At 66.7% G+C, this 20,198-nt stretch carries 21 protein-coding genes and 1 tRNA gene; 8 read left to right on the forward strand and 14 right to left on the reverse strand.

Features of this window, described 5'->3' with window-relative positions; translation table 11 throughout:
• Positions 1–8: 8 nt before the first annotated feature.
• Together K0O64_RS00075 and crgA are read right to left on the reverse strand one after the other, a co-directional pair.
• Entirely contained in the window at positions 9–425 is a 417-nt protein-coding gene (locus tag K0O64_RS00075; protein ID WP_096309457.1) for a PH domain-containing protein, read from the reverse strand.
• 156 nt (positions 426–581) lie between these two features.
• A complete protein-coding gene (gene crgA, locus K0O64_RS00080) occupies positions 582–863 on the reverse strand; it encodes a cell division protein CrgA (RefSeq protein ID WP_071948327.1) in 282 nt (93 codons plus the stop codon).
• A gap of 49 nt (positions 864–912) precedes the next feature.
• Between crgA and K0O64_RS00085 the strand changes: the two genes are divergently transcribed.
• A complete protein-coding gene (locus tag K0O64_RS00085) occupies positions 913–1,704 on the forward strand; it encodes a DUF881 domain-containing protein (protein WP_096309458.1) in 792 nt (263 codons plus the stop codon).
• Positions 1,705–1,732: 28 nt separating this feature from the next.
• Complete coding sequence (locus K0O64_RS00090) at positions 1,733–2,416, forward strand: aminodeoxychorismate/anthranilate synthase component II (protein WP_096309459.1); 684 nt, start codon at positions 1,733–1,735, stop codon at positions 2,414–2,416.
• Here the strand turns inward: K0O64_RS00090 and pknB are convergent.
• The 7 genes from pknB to K0O64_RS00125 all read right to left on the reverse strand — a co-directional run bounded on the left by pknB (position 2,400) and on the right by K0O64_RS00125 (position 12,063).
• Complete coding sequence (pknB, locus tag K0O64_RS00095) at positions 2,400–4,280, reverse strand: Stk1 family PASTA domain-containing Ser/Thr kinase (protein WP_096309460.1); 1,881 nt, start codon at positions 4,278–4,280, stop codon at positions 2,400–2,402. The genes K0O64_RS00090 and pknB overlap by 17 nt on opposite strands.
• Complete coding sequence (locus K0O64_RS00100; protein WP_071948323.1) at positions 4,277–5,554, reverse strand: serine/threonine-protein kinase; 1,278 nt, start codon at positions 5,552–5,554, stop codon at positions 4,277–4,279. Before K0O64_RS00100 ends, pknB begins: the two co-directional genes overlap by 4 nt.
• Complete coding sequence (gene pbpA, locus K0O64_RS00105) at positions 5,551–7,026, reverse strand: D,D-transpeptidase PbpA (RefSeq protein WP_096309461.1); 1,476 nt, start codon at positions 7,024–7,026, stop codon at positions 5,551–5,553. The genes K0O64_RS00100 and pbpA overlap by 4 nt, the downstream gene beginning before the upstream one ends.
• Positions 7,023–8,426 carry a peptidoglycan glycosyltransferase RodA gene (locus K0O64_RS00110; protein WP_096309462.1) on the reverse strand — a complete coding sequence of 468 codons (1,404 nt, stop codon included), beginning with the start codon at positions 8,424–8,426 and terminating at the stop codon, positions 7,023–7,025. Before K0O64_RS00110 ends, pbpA begins: the two co-directional genes overlap by 4 nt.
• Positions 8,423–10,009 (reverse strand): PP2C family protein-serine/threonine phosphatase, encoded by a 1,587-nt coding sequence (locus K0O64_RS00115; RefSeq protein ID WP_096309463.1) that lies wholly within the window; start codon positions 10,007–10,009, stop codon positions 8,423–8,425. The genes K0O64_RS00110 and K0O64_RS00115 overlap by 4 nt, the downstream gene beginning before the upstream one ends.
• Entirely contained in the window at positions 10,006–10,473 is a 468-nt protein-coding gene (locus K0O64_RS00120) for an FHA domain-containing protein FhaB/FipA (protein ID WP_071948319.1), read from the reverse strand. The genes K0O64_RS00115 and K0O64_RS00120 overlap by 4 nt, the downstream gene beginning before the upstream one ends.
• A gap of 150 nt (positions 10,474–10,623) precedes the next feature.
• Positions 10,624–12,063, reverse strand: coding sequence for an FHA domain-containing protein (locus tag K0O64_RS00125; RefSeq protein ID WP_096309464.1), 1,440 nt, complete (start codon positions 12,061–12,063; stop codon positions 10,624–10,626).
• A 224-nt stretch (positions 12,064–12,287) separates the two neighbouring features.
• On the opposite strand from K0O64_RS00125, the gene K0O64_RS00130 reads away from it, so the two are divergent.
• Positions 12,288–12,370 (forward strand) — tRNA-Leu (locus K0O64_RS00130).
• A gap of 53 nt (positions 12,371–12,423) precedes the next feature.
• On the opposite strand, the gene K0O64_RS00135 is transcribed toward K0O64_RS00130, so the two are convergent.
• From K0O64_RS00135 to K0O64_RS00145, 3 genes are all read right to left on the reverse strand, one after another.
• Complete coding sequence (locus tag K0O64_RS00135) at positions 12,424–13,497, reverse strand: GGDEF domain-containing protein (protein WP_096309465.1); 1,074 nt, start codon at positions 13,495–13,497, stop codon at positions 12,424–12,426.
• Positions 13,498–13,538: 41 nt separating this feature from the next.
• Positions 13,539–14,750, reverse strand: coding sequence for a diguanylate cyclase domain-containing protein (locus tag K0O64_RS00140; protein WP_225933581.1), 1,212 nt, complete (start codon positions 14,748–14,750; stop codon positions 13,539–13,541).
• Between the two features lie 288 nt (positions 14,751–15,038).
• Complete coding sequence (locus tag K0O64_RS00145; protein WP_071948314.1) at positions 15,039–16,127, reverse strand: GGDEF domain-containing protein; 1,089 nt, start codon at positions 16,125–16,127, stop codon at positions 15,039–15,041.
• Between the two features lie 152 nt (positions 16,128–16,279).
• Between K0O64_RS00145 and K0O64_RS00150 the strand changes: the two genes are divergently transcribed.
• Complete coding sequence (locus tag K0O64_RS00150) at positions 16,280–16,549, forward strand: YdeI/OmpD-associated family protein (RefSeq protein WP_096309466.1); 270 nt, start codon at positions 16,280–16,282, stop codon at positions 16,547–16,549.
• On the opposite strand, the gene K0O64_RS00155 is transcribed toward K0O64_RS00150, so the two are convergent.
• Positions 16,546–17,145 (reverse strand): TetR/AcrR family transcriptional regulator, encoded by a 600-nt coding sequence (locus tag K0O64_RS00155; protein WP_096309467.1) that lies wholly within the window; start codon positions 17,143–17,145, stop codon positions 16,546–16,548. The two genes, K0O64_RS00150 and K0O64_RS00155, sit on opposite strands and share 4 nt — an antisense overlap.
• A gap of 70 nt (positions 17,146–17,215) precedes the next feature.
• Here K0O64_RS00155 and K0O64_RS00160 point away from each other — a divergent pair, with 70 nt between their 5' ends.
• Genes K0O64_RS00160 through K0O64_RS00175 form a run of 4 tightly spaced genes read left to right on the forward strand, consistent with a single transcriptional unit; the run spans position 17,216 to position 19,555 of the window.
• On the forward strand, positions 17,216–17,962 hold the full coding sequence (locus tag K0O64_RS00160; protein ID WP_096309468.1) for a hypothetical protein: 747 nt from the start codon (positions 17,216–17,218) through the stop codon (positions 17,960–17,962).
• Positions 17,959–18,702: a hypothetical protein gene (locus K0O64_RS00165; protein WP_096309469.1), complete on the forward strand. Its 744-nt coding sequence runs from the start codon at positions 17,959–17,961 to the stop codon at positions 18,700–18,702. The genes K0O64_RS00160 and K0O64_RS00165 overlap by 4 nt, the downstream gene beginning before the upstream one ends.
• Positions 18,703–18,762: 60 nt before the next feature.
• Positions 18,763–19,281, forward strand: a complete 519-nt coding sequence (locus K0O64_RS00170; RefSeq protein WP_096312623.1) for a cytochrome c oxidase subunit 3 — start codon at positions 18,763–18,765, stop codon at positions 19,279–19,281.
• Between the two features lie 4 nt (positions 19,282–19,285).
• Positions 19,286–19,555: a cytochrome C oxidase subunit IV family protein gene (locus K0O64_RS00175; RefSeq protein ID WP_071948308.1), complete on the forward strand. Its 270-nt coding sequence runs from the start codon at positions 19,286–19,288 to the stop codon at positions 19,553–19,555.
• Here the strand turns inward: K0O64_RS00175 and K0O64_RS00180 are convergent.
• A complete protein-coding gene (locus K0O64_RS00180; protein ID WP_071948307.1) occupies positions 19,539–20,144 on the reverse strand; it encodes a TetR/AcrR family transcriptional regulator in 606 nt (201 codons plus the stop codon). The genes K0O64_RS00175 and K0O64_RS00180 overlap by 17 nt on opposite strands.
• Between the last annotated feature and the right edge of the window lie 54 nt (positions 20,145–20,198).

Genomic DNA, 20,198 nt, shown 5'->3' on the forward strand with positions numbered 1-20,198 from the left:
CGGTGTGCCTACCGCCCCGCGAACCCCGCGTCGGTCAGCGCGTCCAGAACGTCCACCGGGTCGGTCCCGAGGTCCCAGCGGCTAAGGACGATCAGCCGGTCAGCGGTCGTGTCGATCTCCAATAAACGCATCTTGCGGCCGATGCGGCGGAACTCGGTGATCCGGATCAGCGTGATGTCGGCGTGCCGCAACGTCTGCGTCCGGAACCACCCGCGGTAGACCAGCGCGTCACCGGTGATAGCCAGCCGGGGTCTTGCTCGCCATGATCCGATCGCGAACGCGGCCAGTCCCACCGCAGCAATCCCGGTGAGGATGCGGCCGGGCGCATCTGTGATGACGGTCACACAGACGATTGCCATCAGAATCGCAGCGATCCCCAGAGCTGCGACAGCGGCAGTTTTCGGCGCCCATTCAGTTTGCTGCATAGGGTCCTTCAGCACCTCTACCGTGGCCAATGCAGTTATCCACAAGTGCTATCAACAATGGGGATGAATCACACGCGTGTGATTGGGTGACCAGGAGGTTGCCAGCCTCAAAACGGAGTTTGCACAGCATGGATCCACTAAGGTGGTCGCGGCCGTTCAGCGCCACCGCATCGTCAGCAACAACCCTGTGATCATGAAGCCGAACGCGATCGCGTAGTTCCACGGACCGAGTTTGGCCATCCACTGCAACGCGCTCGGGACGTCATAACCGGACGCCGCCAGCTGGAACACCAGCAGCCAGGCCAGCCCGATCAGCATCAGGCTGATGAACAGCACCACGAACCACACGCTCGACGGTCCGGCCTTCACCTTCACCGGAGTGCGGCTCACCGGATTGATCGTGAAGTCGTTCTTCTTGCGAACCTTGGACTTGGGCATGGGTACCTTCGGGCCGGGATCTTCTGCGACGATGGTGCGCAGATCGCTTATGAGATTAACGCAGCGGCGCCGTGACCCGACAATTCCGGCGGCAGCGACGACGGGTGCCAGGCGCTCGCCGTGGCGGATCGGCGTGCCGGTGGTGTGCCTGCTGGCGGGCGTTCTGCTGGCCGCTACCCATGGTGTCTCCGGTGGTAGCGAGATCCGTCGCAGCGACTCACCCCGGCTGGTCGACCTGGTCCACGACGCGCAGAAGTCGGTGGATCGGCTGAGCGCTCAGCGGGATGCACTGGCTTCTCAGATCGACGCCACGCATGGCGGTGGGGCCGGCACGGCATTGGCGGCCATGCAGGCCCGCGCCGACGAACTGGCCGCCGCTGTCGGGCTGAACCCGGTGCACGGTGCCGGTCTCGTCGTCACGCTGTCCGACGCCCAGCGCGACGCCAACGGGCGCTTCCCCCGGGACGCCTCCCCCGACGATCTGGTGGTGCATCAGCAGGACATCCAGGCCGTGCTCAACGCGCTGTGGAGCGCCGGTGCCGAGGCGATCCAGATGCAGGACCAGCGCATCATCGGTACGTCGGCGCCACGCTGCGTCGGCAACACCCTGCTGCTCAACGGCCGTACCTACAGCCCGCCGTACACGATCACCGCGATCGGCAACGCGCCCGCGATGCAGGCGGCGCTGGCCACCGCTCCCCTGGTCACGCTGTACAAGCAGTACGTGGTGCGGTTCGGCCTGGGCTACAGCGAGCAGGTCCGCGATGACGTTCAAGTCGCCGGCTACACCGAGCCCGTACGGATGCGCTACGCCCAGCCCGCGGGTCCGGTGGGCTACTGACCTGCACCACCCCAGGTAAATTGGCCTGATGCAGGTTTTGGTCGTCGACAATTACGACAGCTTCGTGTTCAACCTCGTCCAGTATCTGGGCCAGCTCGGGGTGGACGCGCAGGTCTGGCGCAACGACGACGAGCGCCTGGCCGACGAACGCAAGGTCGCCGACGAGTTTGACGGGATCCTGCTGAGCCCCGGCCCGGGCACACCGGAACGTGCCGGCGCGTCGATCCCCCTGGTTCGCGCGTGCGCCGACACGGGCACCCCGCTACTCGGTGTGTGCCTGGGTCATCAAGCAATCGGCGTCGCGTTCGGCGGGACGGTCGACCGCGCGCCCGAGCTGCTGCACGGCAAGACCAGCACCGTGTACCACACGAATATTGGTGTGCTGCACGGACTTCCGGACCCATTCACCGCGACGCGCTATCACTCGCTGACGATCCTGCCGGAGACCATGCCGGCCGAGCTCGAGGTGACCGCGCGCACCGAGGGCGGCGTCGTGATGGGTGTGCGGCACGTCGAGCTGCCGATCCACGGCGTCCAGTTCCACCCGGAGTCGATCCTCACCGAAGGCGGCCACCGGATGCTCGCCAACTGGCTGGGCTACTGCGGGCAGGCGCCCGAGGAGTCGCTGGTGCGTCGGCTCGAGCAAGAGGTCGCCGACACCGTCCGGCACGCCATCGGCGGGCAGCCCGAGCTATCTACGACGCAAAGCTGAGCGTGATCGTCGCGCCAAAGTTCACTGCGCTGCCCGCAGACGGGCTTTGCGACACGACAGCGTGGGACGGCTGGCCGCTGTTCTGGACGTCGCCGCCCTTGTCCAACCCTCCGGTCCAGCCCAGACCCCTCAGCCGCGGCTCGGCGTCCGTCCAGAACATGCCCCGCAGATCCGGCATGACGAACTGATTGCCCTTCGACACCTTGATCTGGATGGCGGTGTCTTGCGGGACGACCTGCCCGTTCGGCGGATCGGTGCCGACCACCTGACCGGACGGCTCGGTGCTGTCGGTCGGGACCGGCAGCGTGTTCAGGAAGCCCGATGCCTTGAGGATCTGTCCGGCGACGTCGACAGTCTGCCCCGCCACCACCGGAACCTCGGCGGTCTGCGGCCCATTACCGATGACGATCGTGATCTCGTTGGTCACCGCCGACAGCTGGTTGGCGGGCGGGACGGTCGACACCACTTTGTCCTTGTCCTCAGGCTTGGACGCGGAGGTGGTCTGCTTGAACTTGCTGAACCCGGCGGCCTTGAGCTTCTGGATGCAGTCGCCGGCCGACAGCGTCGCGCAGTCGGGCACCTCGCGCTGATCGGGTCCGGTCGAGACGTTGATCAGGATTTCGTCCCCGGCGCTGGCCTTCGAGTTGGCCGCGGGGTCGGTATCGATCACCTTCTCGGGAGGAACGGTGTTGTCGGGCTTGGTGTTGGTGCGGATCTTGAAGCCCTTGTTTTGCAGGGTCACCACCGCATCCTGCTGCGACTGCCCGCGCACGTCGGGCACCTGCAGATTGCGCGGGTTGCCGCTGACCATGTTGATCCCGATGGTTACCACGACGGTCAGGACGGCCAGCACCGCGACGACGATCAGCCAGCGGCCGATCGACCCGCCGGCCCGATCGTTCTCGACGAGCGCTCCCTGTCGCGGGATCTCGTCGGTGTCGTCGCCACGGGTGGGCACCGACGGCGCCGAGTTGAGCAGCGAGGTGCGCTCGGCGGCGCTGAGCACCTTGGGTGCTTCGGGCGCTTCGCCGTTGTGCACCCGCACCAGGTCGGTGCGCATCTCGGCGGCGCTCTGATAGCGGTTGTCCGGGTTCTTGGCCAGCGCCTTGAGCACCACCGCGTCGAGCTCCGGGGAGATGCCCGAATGCTTCTGCGACGGCGGCACCGGATCCTCGCGGACGTGCTGGTAGGCCACCGCAACCGGCGAATCCCCGACGAACGGCGGTTCGCCGGTCAGGATCTCGTAGAGCACGCAACCCAGCGAGTAGACATCGGAGCGCGCGTCGACCGGCTCGCCGCGGGCCTGCTCCGGCGACAGATACTGGGCGGTGCCGATCACCGCGGCGGTCTGGGTGACGCTGTTGCCGGCGTCGGCCAGGGCACGGGCGATGCCGAAGTCCATCACCTTCACCGCGCCGGTCTTGGAGATCATGATGTTCGCCGGCTTGACGTCGCGGTGGATGATGCCGTGCTGGTGGCTGAAGTTCAGCGCCTGGCAGGCGTCGGCGATGATCTCGATCGCGCGCCGGGGCGGGATCGGCCCGTCGGTGTGGACAATGTCGCGCAGGGTGACCCCGTCGACGTACTCCATCACGATGTAGGGCAGCGGACCGTTGGCCGTCTCGGCCTCACCGGTGTCATAGACGGCGACGATTGCAGGGTGGTTCAGCGCGGCGGCGTTCTGCGCCTCGCGGCGGAACCGCAGATAGAAGCTGGGGTCGCGGGCCAGGTCGGCGCGCAGCACCTTGACCGCGACGTCCCGATGCAGGCGGGTGTCGCGGGCCATGTGCACCTCGGACATGCCGCCGAAGCCGATGATCTCGCCCAGCTCATAACGGTCGGACAGGTGCTGTGGGGTGGTCATCGCGGTTTCTCGTCGGTGGGAACAGCCTCGGGCAGGACAGCAATAGCCACGCTCGCAGCGCTGTATCGGGGTACCCCGATCTGCCCTCCAGGATTACCGGCGATGTGGTGATCCGTCCAACCCGACGGTGCGGCCTGGCTGGTGGGGGTGACGGTGTCGGTGACCGTCTGCTCCACAGGTTTGTTGTCCTTGCGGTCTTTGTCGGCCAGCACGATCAGGATGGCGCTGATGATCGCCAGGGCGCCCAGCACTCCGGCGGCCCAGAGCAGCGCCCGCTGACCCGAGGAGAACGTACGACGCGGCGGCGGCGGACGATGGCTGCCGGTGTTGGCGCGGGGCCGGGTCCCGGTGGCGGGGGCCGCGGGCAGGCGCGGTGAGCTGCCCGGAATCGACGCCGGGGTGGCGCGGATGGTGGGCGCCGAGTTCGGTCGGGGTGGACGGCGGCCCGCCCGCACGGCGGCCACCGCGTCGGCGAACTGCCCGCCGTTGCGGTAGCGCATGCCCGGGTTCTTCACCAGGGTGATCTCGATCAGTTCACGCACGTTGGGCGGCAGGTCGGCCGGCAGCGGGGCCGGCGTCTCCTTGATGTGCTTCATCGCGACCGTCAGCGCGCCATCGCCAATGAATGGCCGCTTACCCGAAACCGCTTCGTAGCCAACAACTCCCAGCGAGTACACGTCACTGGCGGCGGTGGCGTCGTGGCCCAGGGCCTGCTCGGGGGCGATGTATTGGGCGGTGCCCATCACCATTCCGGTCTGGGTGACCGGGGCGGCGTCGACGGCTTTGGCGATACCGAAGTCGGTGAGCTTCACCTGACCGGTCGGCGTGATGAGGATGTTGCCGGGCTTGACGTCGCGGTGCACCAGGCCGGCGGCGTGTGCCACCTGCAGCGCGCGGCCGGTCTGCTCGAGCATGTCCAGGGCGTGCCGCAGGGACAGCCGTCCGGTGCGCTTGATCACCGAGTTCAGCGGCTCGCCGTTGATGAGTTCCATCACTAGGTAGGCGGTGCGACCCTCGCCGTCCATGTCGGTCTCGCCGTAGTCGTGCACGGCGGCGATCCCGGGGTGGTTCAGCATCGCGACGGTGCGCGCCTCGGCGCGGAACCGCTCGACGAATTCGGGGTCCGACGAGAACTCCTGCTTGAGCACCTTCACCGCGACCCGGCGGCCCAGCCGGCTGTCGACGGCCTCCCAGACCTGGCCCATGCCGCCAGTCGCGATCAGCCGCTGCAGCCGGTACCGACCGGACAGCGTCACTCCTACGCGGGGACTCATGACGCCCCCTGTAAGGCTGCGGCGATCGTCGCGCGGCCGACCGGGGCGGCCAGCGCACCGCCGGTGGCGTTCAACCGGTCGCCGCCGTTTTCGATCAGCACGGCGACGGCCACTTTGGGGCTCTGTGCTGGGGCGAAGGCGATGTACCAGGCATGCGGTGGGGTGTTGCGGGGGTCGGTACCGTGCTCGGCGGTGCCGGTCTTGGATGCGATCTGCACGCCGGGGATCGCCCCTTTCTGCTGGGTCATCTGTTCGGCGCCGATCATCAAATCCGTAAGTTTAGCCGCGACCTGCGTCGATACGGCACGCCGCTGTTGGGCGGGCGCCGCCGTGCTGATGTTGGACAGATCGGGGCCCTTGAGGCTGTCCACCAGGTAGGGCTGCATCATCACACCGGAATTGGCGATCGTCGCCGCCACCAACGCGTTCTGCAAAGGTGTCACCGCCACGTCTTTCTGGCCCATGCTCGACATCCCCAGGGCGGCGGCGTCGGAGATCGGGCCGATGGTCGACTCCGCCACCTCCAACGGGATCGGCGCTGGTGGGTTGTCGAACCCGAACGCCTGCGCGGTGTTGCGCAGGGCGTCAGCACCCACCCGCATACCCAATTCGACGAACGCGGTATTGCAGGAGCGGGCGAACGCCTCCCGCAGCGACGCGGTGGGAGCGCTGCCGCATGGCGTGCCGCCGTAGTTCTCCAACGTCGCCGTGCTGTTGGGCAACTGGATCTGCGGGGCGCTGGTGAGCTGATCGTTGTCGGTCACGCCGTTCTGGAGTGCGGCCGCGGTGGTGATCACCTTGAACGTCGACCCGGGCGGGAAGGTCTCGGCGATGGCCCGGTTGGTCAGGGGCGAACCGGGATCGTCACGCAGCTGCTGCCAGGCATTGCCCTGTTCCTCGGTGTCGTGGGTGGCCAGCAAGTTGGGGTCGTACGACGGCGACGACACCATCGCCAGGATCTTCCCGGTGGACGGCTCCAGCGCCACCACCGAGCCGCGGCACCCGCCGTTGCAGCCGCGCTGCATGGCCTCCCACGCCGCTTGCTGGATGCGCGGCACGATCGTGGTGTCGACGTTGCCGCCGCGGGGGTCGCGGCCGGTGAAGAAGTCGGCCAGCCGGCGGCCGAACAGCCGTTGGTCGGAGCCGTTGAGGATGCCGTCTTCGGCCCGCTCGAGGCCGGTGCTGGAGTAGCGCAGCGAATAGAAGCCCGTAATCGGTGCGTACACATACGGATTCGGGTACACACGCAGGAACCGGTAGTGGCCGTTGGTGGACACCGAATAGGCGAGTAGCTGTCCGCCCGCGGTGATCTGGCCGCGCTGGCGCGAATACTCGTCGAGCAGCACCCGCTGGTTGCGCGGGTCGGCGCGCAGGCCGTCGGCACGGAAGACCTGGGTGATCGTCGCGTTGAACAACAGCAGCACGATCAACGCCATGATCATCACCGAAATGCGGCGCAGGGAGGTGTTCATACGCGCTCGATCACCTCGGTGCTCGACGACGCGATCGAGGAGTGCGGGTTGGTGATGATCGGACGCCGCGCGGCGTGCGAGATCTTCACCAAGATGGCCAGCAGAAGGTAGTTGGCGACCAACGACGAACCGCCGTAGGACATCCACGGTGTGGTCAGGCCGGTCAGCGGGATCAACCCGGTGACACCGCCGACGACGATGAACAGCTGGATCGCCAGCGTCGAGGCCAGCCCGGCGGCCAGCAGCTTGCCGAAGCTGTCGCGCACGGCGATGGCCGTGCGCAGCCCCCGCACGATCACGATCGTGTAGAGCATCAGCACCCCGGCCAGCCCGACCAGGCCCAGTTCCTCACCGACCGCGGCGATGATGAAGTCGGTCGAGGCGGCGGGCACGGTGCCCGGCTGACCGTTGCCCAGACCGGTACCGAAGATGCCTCCGGTGGCAAAACTGAACTGCGACTGCACCATCTGGTAACCGGTGCCTTCGGGATCACCGAACGGGTCCAGCCAGGTCTGCACCCGCACCCGCACGTGGCCGAAGAGGTAGTACGCCAACACACTGCCCGCGGCGAACAGCGTCAGACCGATGACCACCCAGCTGAACCGCTCGGTGGCGATGTAGACCATCACCAGGAACGAGGCGTACAGCAGAAGAGAAGTGCCCAAATCCTTTTCGAAGACCATCACGCCGACGGAGACGATCCAGGCCACCAGCAGCGGGGCCAGGTCCCGCGGGCGGGGCACGTCGGTGCCGAGGAAATGCTTGCCGGCACTGGTGAACAGGTCGCGCTTGGCCACCAACACAGCGGCGAAGAAGATCAACAACAGGATCTTGGAGAACTCGGCCGGCTGAATACTGAAGCCGGGGAAGCGGATCCAGATCTTGGCGCCGTTGGTCTCGGAGAAATGGGCGGGCAGGAACGCCGGGATCGCCAGCAGGACAAGGCCGACCAGACCGCAGGTGTACCCGTAGCGGGCCAGGATGCGGTGGTCTTTGAGGAACACCACGACCAGGGAGAAGCCGAGCACGCCGACGAGGGTCCACAGCATCTGCTGCTCTTCGCTGGGCCCCCGCTGCGGGGCGATCGCACCGCCGATCAGATCGAGACGGTGAATCATCACCAGGCCAAGTCCGTTGAGCAGTGCGACAACTGGCAGCAGCACCGGGTCGGCGTAGGGGGCGAACCGCCGGATGGCCAGGTGCGCGCAGACGAACAGTGTGAGGAAGGCCAGCGTCGAGCTGGCCAGATCCCAACTGATGCCCTGCTCCTGGTTCGCCTCGACGATCAGCAGGGCGACCACGGTGATGAAGGTGGCGAAGCACAGCAGCGCCAGTTCGGCGTTGCGGCGGGTCGGTGTCACCGGCGCCAGCGTGACGGGTGCTTGAGGCTGGGTGCTCATGCCGCCGCCCGGCAGTCGGTGCCCGGCTTCTGCGGCGCTGCGGGCAGCTGCGTCACCGTCGGCGACGGGCTCGGAGGCGGCACCGGGGTGCCGGAAGTCGTTGGGGCCGTGCCGCTTTCAGTCGGAGCGGGGGTCGGCGCGGGGGCGGGTGCCGGAGCCGCGCTCGGCGACGGGCCAGGTGCCGGCGCCGATGTCGCTGCCGGGGTGGGAACGGGCGCCGGCCCCGGCGCGGGAGGTGCGCTCGGAGCCGGAGTCGGAGTCGGAGTCGGAGTGGCGGGCGGAGCCGGGGTGGGCGCCGGTGTACTGGTCGGAGGCGGTGCGCACGGCGGCAGCACCGAGGAGTGGGCGAGCTCCCGCAGCTGCCCGATCGCGTCGTCGAGGCTGCCGGCCGGCAGCCCGGCCGAGACCTGTGCGCGCTCCGAGGGACGCAGATCCTGCAACCGCATCAGCTGGCAGCCGAGCGAGTTCGTGGCCTGGCCATAACTGATCTGCGACAGCTCATTTCGGTCGTTGAGGCAGCCCAGCAGGTACGGCTCCTGCAGCGGATAGCTCAGAAACGAGCCCTGAATCCCGCGCATGATCGCCACCGTGCCGTTGTAGGCACTGACGTAGTAGTTGCTGCGAATGATCTGGCGGCCTACTGCCAGCCCGGCGAGGACGACCAGAAGGATCAGCGCGACGGCGATGATCATCCGCCGGCGCGAGCGTGGTTTCGGTGGAGGTTCCGGCTCGGCCACCACCCGCTTGGCGGGCGCCGGGCGGGGGTTGAAGGCAGAGGCGCGCCCGGCGGCAGTGTTGGGTGGTGCGACGTTGTCGTCGTCGCCGGAGACGGCACCGGCCAGGATCGGTTGAGTCTGCCCACCGTAGTCGTGGTCGACGACATCGGCGACCACCACGGTGACGTTGTCCGGTCCGCCGCCGCGCAGCGCCAGTTCGATGAGGCGGTCGGCGCTTTCGGCGACGTCCTCGATCTGCAGGGCTTCCAGGATCGTCTCCTGGCTCACCGGGTCGGACAGGCCGTCGGAGCACAGCAGGTAGCGGTCGCCTTCCTTGGCTTCCCGCATGATGAGCGTCGGCTCGACCTCGTGCCCGGTGAGCGCACGCATGATCAGTGAGCGCTGCGGGTGGCTGTGGGCCTCCTCGGCGGTGATGCGGCCCTCGTCGACGAGGGTCTGCACAAAGGTGTCGTCCTTGGTGATCTGCGTCAGTTCGCCGTCGCGGAGCAGGTAGCCGCGCGAGTCGCCGATGTGGACGAGCCCAAGTCGGTTGCCCGCGAACAGGATTGCGGTCAGGGTGGTGCCCATGCCTTCGAGCTCGGGCTCCATCTCGACGTGCGCGGCGATGGCCGAATTGCCCTCACGCACCGCACCGTCGAGCTTGCTCAGCAGGTCGCCGCCCGGCTCGTCGTCGTCGAGGTGCGCCAGCGCGGCGATCACGAGCTGGGAGGCCACCTCACCGGCGGCGTGTCCGCCCATCCCGTCGGCCAGGGCGAGCAGCCGGGCGCCGGCGTAGACGGAGTCTTCGTTGTTGGCGCGCACCAGGCCGCGGTCACTGCGGGCGGCATAGCGGAGGACGAGGGTCACGGGCGCAGCTCGATCACCGTCTTGCCGATGTGAATCGGCGTGCCAATCGGAACGCGTACTGCCGTCGTCACCTTCGCCCTGTCGAGGTATGTGCCGTTGGTCGATCCTAGGTCTTCCACGTACCACTCGGAACCGCGCGGCGACAGCCGGGCGTGCCGGGTGGACGAGTAATCGTCGGTCAGCACCAGCGTCGAGTCATCGGCGCGGCCGATCAGCACCGGCTGGGTGCCCAGCGTGATCCGGGTTCCGGCCAGGGCTCCCTCGGTCACCACCAGATAGCGGGCGGCATGCCGCTGCTGGCGGGAGGGCAGCAGCGCACCGCGCAGTGCCAGGCCCCGGCGGACCATCACCGCGCCGGTGGGTGCGTAGATGTCGTTGCGCAGGATGCGCAGCACCGACCAGATGAACAGCCACAACAACAGCAGGAAGCCGGCGCGCGTCAGCTGCAGTACTAACCCCTGCATCCGGCGTCCTCTCCGTCCTCATGCCCCGCTCGCCGTTCTCGCGATACCAGCAGGCACCGGGCCGACTTCGGCACCGTCACGATACTTGGACGCCGATGGGTGCGCGGGTGAAGCCACTCCGCGTCAACCAAGCTGTGACCCCCGCCGACCTCAGTGAACGCGGACGATGATCTCGGAGTGACCCAGCCGGATGACGTCTCCGTCGGCCAGCTGCCACTCCTGCACCGGGGCGTTGTTCACCGTGGTCCCGTTGGTGGAGTTCAGGTCCGACAGCAGCGCGACCTGGCCGTCCCACCGGATCTCCAGATGCCGGCGCGAGACACCGGTGTCGGGCAGCCGGAACTGGGCGTCCTGGCCGCGGCCGATGACGTTGGCGCCTTCGCGCAGCTGGTAGGTGCGTCCGCTGCCGTCGTCGAGCTGCAGGGTGACCGCATGCCCGGCCGACGGGTACTCGCCCTGGGCGGGCGGCTGGGCGTATCCGCCGTAGCCGCCACCGGCGGGCTGGCCGTAGTCGTAGTCACGCCCGCCCTGCTCATACCCGCCCTGTTCGTAGCCGCGGCCAGCCGGCTGACCGTAGTCCGGCTGGCCGTACTCCTGGCGGCCGTAGCCGCCACCGGGCTGGCCATAGCCCTGCTGCTCGTACCCACCCTGGTCGGGGTAGGCGGGGCGAGGCTCGGGCCGGCCGTAGCCGCCGTCCTCGTGCCGGCCCGGCCCGCGGCCGTAGTCGTAGTCGCTGGGCGGCGGTCCCTGCGGGGCGTAGCCGCCACCCTGCGGCGGGCCGTAGCCCTGGCCGCCATATCCGGGCGGCGGGCCCTGACGGTAGCCCTGGTCGTAACCCTGACCCTGGTCGTAGCCTTGGCCGCCGTAGCCGCCGGCCGGGGGTCGCTGCTCGTATCCCTGGCCGTAGCCTCCGCCGCCGTAGCCACCCTGGTCGGGATAACTCGGCCGCTGGCCGTAGCCCTCATTGGGCGGGGGGCCGTAGCCACCCTGCTCAGGCGGATAGGGGCCGCGCTGCTCGGGGGCGCCGCGCTGCTCGTCCTGCGGGCGCGGGTAGCGCTCGTCGTAGTAGTCGTCGCCGGGCCGCCCCTGACCCTGGTCGCCTCGGTAGGTGGGGTCGTTGCTCATCGCTGGTACTCCTGGTTCTGCGGTGTACGCCTGGTTCGATTCTGGCGGGGCGGTTGTGGCGCGGGACGGGTGGGGGTCGACGTCAGGATTGACGACGCCGCGCGCACGGTACTGGCCGGTGTGCAGATTCGGCGACTGCTCGAACCTGACGACCAGCTCACCATACGTTTGCCATCCCTGTTCACGGATGTAGCCGCCCAAGTGTTTGGCAAAAGTGTCCGTGGTGAGATCACGATCGGCGCTGACCTTCGCGAAGTCAGATGCACTGAGGGTAATGACGTACTCGTTGGGGGCCAAAAATTTGTCGCCCGGCAGGGTCTGCACACCTGCAGAGGCTTCCCGCCGCAGCGCGGCTTCCACCTCCGCGGGGACAATCGATCCGCCGAACACCCGGGCGAACGCGTCACCCACGGTGTTCTCGAGTCTGCGCTCGATGCGTTGAACCAGACCTCTCTGGTTACTCATCTCACCGCCTAGCTCGAGGACACGCGCGTGTTGGTCGACGCTTGTTCACCTTGATGGTATCGGCCCAGGTCGAGGCGCCGTCACCATGAGAATTCTGAGAATCGCGTTACACCAGGTCAGAGCCTCGTCGACGGGACTGTGACGGCGGCCGCTAGGCTGGTGTGAGCCGTGGGCGCGAGTTGAGGTTCACCCCCTCGACCGTGATACGCTCCCCCGGTTGTTTCGGGCGAGTGGCGGAATGGCAGACGCGCTGGCTTCAGGTGCCAGTGTCCTTCGGGACGTGGGGGTTCAAGTCCCCCTTCGCCCACAATGTGGAGAAAAATCCCCGGCTTCCGGCCGGGGATTTTTCGTTGGAAGACATCAGAGCGACGCGTGCTGAACTTGGTTTCCGCCGGCGCGCTTGGCCGAGTACATCGCGGCGTCGGCCGCCTCGATGAGGTCGTCGAGTAGTCGCAGATTCCGATGGGAGCCGCTGTCCAACGAGGCGGAAGCGGTACCGATGCTCGCCGTCACCGGTATCGGCAGCTCGGCGATCGCTTGCCGCAGCCGCTCTGCGAGGACCTCCCGGGGGTCGGGGTGGTCGACGTCGGCGATGACGAACTCCTCGCCGCCGGATCTGCCGATGATCGCGGAGAAACCACAATTGTCGGCCAACGCACCGCTGATCCTGATCAGCGCGGCGTCACCGGCCGCATGGCCCGCGGCGTCGTTGAGCTTCTTGAAGCGGTCCAGGTCGATCACGATGACCAGCAGGTCGCTGCCCGGCGGGTCGTGGCGCATGATCAACTCGTAGGCCGACTGGTGAAACGACCGCCGGTTGTGCAATCCGGTCAGTGGATCCCGCCCCGAGCTGCGCAGGTCGACGCGCAGCGTCTGGGCGAGCGACAAGAGACCGAACGGCAGGCCGACGTTCAGCGTCGCCACGATCGCCAGTGCCGCGGCCGTCAGATAGATGTCGCCCGTCGAGGCAACGAGGCGCCAGGCGAGGACCACCACGCAGACCGCAGCCACCGCGCCGTTGGCCAAGACCTCGCGGACGGTATGGAAATAGGCGACGAAGCCGCCGATCACGGCGAACGTCGCGCACCCCATCAGCCCGACGTAGGCATTCGAGTAGGACAGTGCCGCGGCGGCGATGGTCACGGTGGACGCGAAGGAGAACAGCAGTGACTGCCGGCGCGTGGGCCAATGCAGCAGGAACGGCACCGCCGCCGCCAGCGCAACCGCAGCCGCGACGACACAGACGGTGATCGGGACCGGTCCCCGGGGCCCTTGCGGACTCTTGATCATCAGCGCGGTTGACGCAGCCAAGACCAGCGTCGAGGTGGAGATCAGCGTTCGCCAGAGTCCTTGCTCGCCCCGGTCGTGCAAATAGATGCTGATCCAGTCGTACTGGTCGGCATGACGGGTCGGCAACGCTCCCCAGCGAAGCATGTCGACCCCTTCCTTCCGGAAGTCCTGTTCTAATTGCGGAATCAATTGTGCCCGTTGGGCGTCGAAGTGCCGACTCCTACGTTCGCGTCGAGACCGGCGACGGCATTGCGGCCGGCCTGCTTGGCTTGATACATCGCGGCGTCGGCCCGGGCTGTGACCGCAGCACTCGCCTCACCAGGTGCCGATGAGGTGGCGCCGATGCTCAGGGTCGTGTTGATCGTCAACCCGAACTGATGGATCGGTTCTGCGGCCAGGGCGCGGATCCGTTCACCCACCGCGATGGCGTCTTCGGTGCTGTTGACACCCGGCAACAGGATGAGGATCTCGTCGCCGCCAATTCGCCCGACCGTGTCGTCGAGGTGGACGCACTCGCGCATCCGGGCCGCGATCGTCGACAGCACGGCGTCGCCGACGGCATGACCCCAGGTGTCGTTGATCTGTTTGAAGTGGTCGATATCGCAGTACAGGACGCCCAGTCGCGAGCCGGTTTCGTTCAGAGCGGCATCCAGGCGCGCCATCGTCTCTGCCCGGTTGACCAACCCGGTGACGCTGTCGAAGCGCGCAAGTTCTCGAAGCCGGTTGCGCATGTCGTCCACTGCCGCCGATATCTCGGCGAACTCGCGGGGACCGCCGCGGCCGATGGGCTGGTCGTAATCGCCGTCGGCCACGGCACGGACCGAACGCACCAGCCGCGAGACGGGATGGGTGAGCATCCGCTGCACGACGACGATGCAGCCGATGATGCTCGCGGCCAGAATGACCAGCGCAACCCACTGGCTGTTGTTCGCCGTTCGCAGCACCGAGCGAATGTGGTCGATCTCCTGGGTGATCAGTGTGTCGAGTTGAACGTTGAGAGCACGGAATCGCCCTCGCAGCGGGTCGAACAAAGTCTTCGCGTCCATGACCATCTGGTCGAGCTGCGCGCGGGAGACCGATCCGGTTCGTAGTGCGGCGATTTGCGGATCGGCGGCCCGACCCTTCCAGACCGCGGCTGCGGCCAGCATCTCGGCGAAGATCGTCTGAAGGTTATCCGCGTACGGCGCGCCGGCGATCTCACGTCGGAGTTGGGGCACCAGTCGGTTCACGGTCGCGGTGCCCGATTCGAAGAGTTCGAGTGCGATTGGGTTGCCGGTCAACAGATATGCCCGCTGCCCCGTCTCCTGGTCGACGAACGCGCGACTCAGTTCATAACTCTGGCTTCTGATCGGGATGAGGCCGTCACCGAGATTGTGCAGAGCGTGCCCGACGGACATCCGACCCACGATAGAGGCGGTCATCGTGGCGACGAAGACCAACGTGATGACGCCGACGCAGCAGAAGATCAGCGCTCGTAGGGATGGCCGCCGCCTGCTCGAACTCGCCACAGCGTCGACCATAGGTCACCCAGGTGAGCCCGGTCGACCTCTTTGCGTTGGCACGCTCTCCGCAAATAACCCTCTCGAATTTCACGTTTCGCAGCGAAAGTTCGAGTGTGGCGCTGCACAACGTGAAACTCGAACAGCGCAGGTGGCGTTCGCGTCGAAGACGTTTATTACTCGTGCTCAGCGGTCGACGCGGGCGGGCCGGCTGATCCGGGTTTGGTTGCCGCCTGCGCGCTTGGCCGCGTACATGGCCGCATCGGCGGCCCGGATCAGATCGTCCATCGCCGCACCGCTGTCCCACCGCACGATGGCGGCGCCGACACTGGCGGTCACCGGTTGCGGCAGCGCGGCGATGGACATGCACAGCTGGGTCGGCAGGTGTTCGGCCTCTTCGGCGGGCATGGCGTCGATGACGATGAACTCCTCGCCGCCGAATCGCCCGACGATCGCTGAGCTCGTGCTGGTTTCGCGTAGTGCCCAGCCGACAGCGGTCAGGGCTTGATCGCCGGCGAGGTGGCCGTACGCGTCGTTGAGTTTCTTGAACTTGTCCAGGTCGATCATCACGACGATCAGATGCAGATCGTCACCGGGTGAGGTGAGAAGCGTCGACGCCCGCTCGTAGAAGGCCCGCCGGTTGAGCACACCGGTCAGTGGGTCTTGATCCGAGCGCACCACATCGGCGCCGAGCGTGCGCACAACGGCCTGGATCGCCAGTGGGACGGCGAGGGTCAGCTCGATGACCAACCACAAGCCGGCGGTAGCCGCCACCCAGCCGTCTGTCTCGGCCACTCGAATCGCACACACCACGCTGGCGGCGGTCCCGACCGCCACGATGACGGCGATCGCCTTGGTGTTGTGGAAGAACGCCGCGTATCCCCCGAGGATGGCGGTGGCGGCACAGCCCATCAGCGCGAGCATGGGTAGCGGCTGCATGAGGCAGCCCACCGCGATGATGCCGCCGCCGAGCCAGGACATCACGAGGGACTGCCGTTGTGTCGGCCAGCCGCGCAACCACAGCGTGGCGTAGCCCAGTCCGATGACCACCGCGGCGATGCTGAACGTCGCCCGGACGAGCCAGTTCACGTTGTGCATCGTCAACGTCGCGACGGCCATCAGCATCAGCGCGGCGGAGATGAGAGCCATCAGAAGCTTGGTGGGCCGTTCCAATCCGCGGGCGCGAAGGTAGCCGGTGAGCCAGTCGAACTGGTCGGGCTGTTGCCACCATCGGGCGAACGGCCCCCGCGTCTGCGCATTCCGCTCGTCAGTCACCGTGCCGTACCTCCCCGCATGGCCTTCACGGTAGCCCGAGCAAATCGGCGACGAGGCGGATTATCAACGCCCATAGAAAATAGATCCTGCATACGGTATCTGGAACGCCCCCGTGTCACTCGTTCTGGTTCAGGACTGGCTAACCTATTTGAATGAGCACGAAATCGGTACCCGGTGGGGTGGTGCACGAACTTCCGGCCGACCTGCGATCGGCGCTGCTCAACAACGACACGGCGCTGGCGGCGTGGCAGGACATCACTCCCCTGGCCCGCAACGAGTTCATCTGCTGGGTCGAAGACGCCAAGCAGGAGAAGACGCGCGAGCGTCGCATCCGCCGCACCCAGGAAGAGCTGGAAGAGGGTATGCGTCGACCCTGCTGCTGGCCGGGTTGCAAGCACCGCGAACGCACGGGCAAGGCTTAGGGCGCAATAGCCCGCAGCCCGTACATGTACGTTGTCAGGTATTCGTCGATGACGGGCCGACGTATCTTGCGGGACTCGGGAATCGTGATCAGCAGGGCGTAGAGCCCGACGAGGAATGACACCCCGTTGTGCATGACATCGACGTCGGCAGGAATCTCACCGCGATCCCGGGCCCGCGCGAGCTCCTCGACGACGGCGACGATCACCGGATGGTTCTGCAACTCTTCCGCCGGCGGCCGGCTCGTCGAGAAGTGCAGCGCCAGAAAGTCTTTGAACAGCCGGTTGCCCAGCCGACGTTCCAGCTTCTCCAGCACCCGGAAGCATTCGGCGAGGGTGTCGCGCACGGTGTGGGGCTTGGCGAACGAACGGGTGAGTTCGTCGGCCATCCGATCTTCTTCCCTTTTCTCCAGCTCGAGCAGCACATGTTCCTTGGTCGGGAAGTGAAAGAAGAACGTGGCGTGGGCGACTCCGGCGGCCGAGGCGATCGCCGCGGTGTCCGCTCCCGCCATCCCCGCGCGCTTGAACTCCTCGAGCGCCGCGGCGAGTAGGCGCTCGCGCGTCTGAACGCCCTTACGGACCGGCTTGTCGGTCAACACAGAACTGACTCCACTCAGAAAATGTTACCGTGTGACCGCAACCTGAGTGGACTCAGTTCGGAGGACGACGATGCAGATCCTCGAGCAGGCGCAAGACCTGCCGAAGGCGGGAAACATCAAGGCGCAGTGGGTGAGCTTGTGGACGGGGCCGATCGTCGGCGTAGTTCTGCTGGCCGCAGCGGGGGCCTTCCCCGGTTTCTGGCCGCCGATGTCGCCGACGATGACCGCCGGTGAGGTCGCAGCGTTCTACGCCGAGCACACCGCGTGGATACGACTGAGCCAGGTGACGTTCAACCTGTGTGGCATCATGATCGTGCCGCTGCTGATGGTGATCGTCGTGCAGATGAAACGCATGAAGGGCCAAAGCCACGTCTTCGCCTACTGCTTCCTGACGGCCGTGGTCAGCGGGGCCACCATTTTCGCGCTGTCCAACATCTTCTTCCTGGTGGCGGCGTTCCGACCCGAGCGTGATCCCGAATTGATCCAGCTGCTCAACGATTTGGCGTGGATTGTCTTCATCGCGCCGGTCGGCATGGTCGTCTCGCAGTTCGTCCTGCTCGCGTTGGCGGTGTACTTCGACAGCAGCACCGACCCGGTCTTCCCGAGGTGGGTGGGCCACTTCTCGCTGGTGGTCGCCGCCGCGATGGTGCCCGCGGCTGGTGCGGCGATCTTTCAGACCGGACCGTTGGCGTGGGATGGGGTGTGGTCGTTCTGGGTGCGCAACGGTGCGTACGTGGCGTTCGTCGTCGTCATGTTCTTCGTCCTACGCCGGGCGGTGTACCGGCAGGCGATCGACGACGGTGTGGTCGCTGCGTGAGTGTGCTTGCTCCCGGCGGTATTTCGCCGACGACAGCTGACGGCGGTAAGCGCGATGTCTGGTGGATGACCTGGTTCTTCCCGGTGTGGTATTCGGTGTTCGGCGTCATCATCTGTGTGCTGACGCGGGTCACTCCGCCGCCGCGGCCCGACGTCACCGCCACAGACAAGGTCGCATTCTTCACTCAACATCACCTGACGATCCAGATCGGCTTCACGGTCCTGCTGGTGTTGCTCGGCGGGGCCGCGATGACCAACGGTCTGGTGGCCTACCAGATGAAGCGGATGTCGGTGGGTTCGGTATTCGCCTATGGCTACATCGGCGGGATGAGTGTCGGGGCGCTACCCGGCTTCCTGTTGGTGACGGTGTGCTTCCTCACCGCGGCATTCCGGCCCGACCGCGACCCCGCGTTGATCAGCCTGCTCTATGACGTCGGAATGCTCTCGTACAACGGCTCATTGGGCTGCTTCTCGGCGGCCTACCTGGTGCTGGCGATCGCGATTCTCTACGACCGCAATGAAATATTCCCCAAATGGTTTGCCTACGTGTCGATCTGGCAGATCATCACCGAGGTGATCGCCACCCAGATGTTCGTGTTCCCGTCGGGGCCGTTTGCCTGGAACGGATCGATCGCATTCTGGTGGGCGGTCGTGGTGTTCTCCATCTGGCTGGTCGCATTGATCATCTTGCTGCGCAACGCCGCCGCACGTGAGCCCGCCGACGAGCCGGCACTGGATTAGGAGCGGATCGTGACAGTTTCGGAGCACCGCCGCGCCGCTCATCTGCCCGGTGACACGCACATGTGGGTGATGGTCCTCGGCGACCTGGTCATCTTCTCCGGCTATTTCGTGGTCTTCATGATCTACCGGTCGATGAGCCGCGCGGAATTCCTGGCCGCTCAACAGCATCTGGACATCACCATCGGCGTGGTCAACACCATGATCCTGCTGACCAGTTCGTGGTTCGTCGCGCGAGCCGTGCTAGCTGCGCGGGGCGGTGACGCCGACCGGGCGGTCCGGCTGCTGTGGGGCGGCGGTGTGTGCGGGGCGGCTTTCGTGGCGGTGAAATGCTACGAGTGGTTCCGGGAAATCACTGCAGGCCAGACCAATTCGCAGATGTTCTACTCCTTCTACTACGTCATCACCGGGGTGCACGTCGTGCACGTCCTGATCGGGCTCATCGTGCTGGGCGCGCTCGTGCGCGAACTGCGCAATCCGGGACGTCGGCGACCGTGGATGGTGGAGGCGGGCGCAACCTATTGGCACATGGTCGATCTGCTGTGGGTGATCATCTTCGCCCTCGTGTACGTGATGAGGTGATGGCGTGTCAGGAGAGCGCACGGTGACCTGGACCTGGCTGGCGCTGATGGCCATCACCATCGGATCGTGGTGGCTGGCACCTGCGCACGCGCACGGGGTCGCGTCGGCCAGCGTGGTGGTGACCTGTGTGGTGCTGGCGCTGGCGGCGGTCAAAGCCCGCCTGATCATCCGTCAGTTCATGGAGGTGCGCGCTGCACCCCGGTGGCTCAAGGGGGCTACCGACGCCTGGCTGGGTGTGCTGATCACGACGGTGCTCGTCATCTATCTGGTGTGAGTCCGCGCAACAGCACCGCCAACCCATACTCGAACGCGTCGTCCGCCCGCCCGGGCTTGGCTCCGCCGGTGGCCAGTGCCGCCGCCAGTTCCGGACCCACCTCGGCACCAGATTCCCACGGTTCTTCCGGCGCGGCCAGATCCAGCGCCGACCCCAGGACGAAACAATCCATCAAGGTGATTGCCCGCAAGGTATCGGCCGGGTCGAAGCCGGCGCGCTGCAGGGTGACCGCCAGCACGTTGTACATCCGGATGGCGTGGCTGCTGTTCACGGCGTAGGCGGTCAACAGCGGGATGAGCCGCGGATACCGGGCGTAGCTGCGCCGGTACGAGCGCAGGATGTCGGCGACCGCGTCGGCCCACGGGCGGTTCGGTTCGTCGTCGGGCAGCTGCACCTCCGACATCGCCCGCTCCCGCAGCAGCTCCACGATCTGGTCGCGGCCCGACACATGGTTGTACAGCGACGACGGGCTGACCTGCAGCTTCTTGGCCAGATCGGGCATGGTGAAGCCCCCGGTCGAGCCCACCAAGTCCAGCGCGGCCGACGCGATCCGGTCGGTGGACAGCAGTGGTGTCGGGGGGCGACCCATGAAGATCTCTCTTCCTCTTGCGAAGAAGTATGAGCCAGTTCACACTAAAACGAA

The sequence above is a fragment of the Mycolicibacterium pallens genome (genome assembly GCF_019456675.1).
Classification (GTDB): Bacteria; Actinomycetota; Actinomycetes; order Mycobacteriales; family Mycobacteriaceae; genus Mycobacterium; species Mycobacterium crocinum.

Coding starts and splice junctions, on each gene's coding strand:
- K0O64_RS00180 (WP_071948307.1), bottom strand. CDS start 20,144: ATGGGTCGCCCCCCGACACCACTGCTGTCCACCGACCGGATCGCGTCG.
- K0O64_RS00160 (WP_096309468.1), top strand. CDS start 17,216: ATGCAGATCCTCGAGCAGGCGCAAGACCTGCCGAAGGCGGGAAACATC.
- K0O64_RS00090 (WP_096309459.1), top strand. CDS start 1,733: ATGCAGGTTTTGGTCGTCGACAATTACGACAGCTTCGTGTTCAACCTC.
- K0O64_RS00120 (WP_071948319.1), bottom strand. CDS start 10,473: ATGCAGGGGTTAGTACTGCAGCTGACGCGCGCCGGCTTCCTGCTGTTG.
- K0O64_RS00135 (WP_096309465.1), bottom strand. CDS start 13,497: ATGCTTCGCTGGGGAGCGTTGCCGACCCGTCATGCCGACCAGTACGAC.
- K0O64_RS00150 (WP_096309466.1), top strand. CDS start 16,280: ATGAGCACGAAATCGGTACCCGGTGGGGTGGTGCACGAACTTCCGGCC.
- K0O64_RS00110 (WP_096309462.1), bottom strand. CDS start 8,426: ATGAGCACCCAGCCTCAAGCACCCGTCACGCTGGCGCCGGTGACACCG.
- crgA (WP_071948327.1), bottom strand. CDS start 863: ATGCCCAAGTCCAAGGTTCGCAAGAAGAACGACTTCACGATCAATCCG.
- K0O64_RS00170 (WP_096312623.1), top strand. CDS start 18,763: ATGTGGGTGATGGTCCTCGGCGACCTGGTCATCTTCTCCGGCTATTTC.
- K0O64_RS00140 (WP_225933581.1), bottom strand. CDS start 14,750: ATGTCCGTCGGGCACGCTCTGCACAATCTCGGTGACGGCCTCATCCCG.
- K0O64_RS00085 (WP_096309458.1), top strand. CDS start 913: ATGAGATTAACGCAGCGGCGCCGTGACCCGACAATTCCGGCGGCAGCG.
- K0O64_RS00125 (WP_096309464.1), bottom strand. CDS start 12,063: ATGAGTAACCAGAGAGGTCTGGTTCAACGCATCGAGCGCAGACTCGAG.
- K0O64_RS00075 (WP_096309457.1), bottom strand. CDS start 425: ATGCAGCAAACTGAATGGGCGCCGAAAACTGCCGCTGTCGCAGCTCTG.
- pknB (WP_096309460.1), bottom strand. CDS start 4,280: ATGACCACCCCACAGCACCTGTCCGACCGTTATGAGCTGGGCGAGATC.
- pbpA (WP_096309461.1), bottom strand. CDS start 7,026: ATGAACACCTCCCTGCGCCGCATTTCGGTGATGATCATGGCGTTGATC.
- K0O64_RS00100 (WP_071948323.1), bottom strand. CDS start 5,554: ATGAGTCCCCGCGTAGGAGTGACGCTGTCCGGTCGGTACCGGCTGCAG.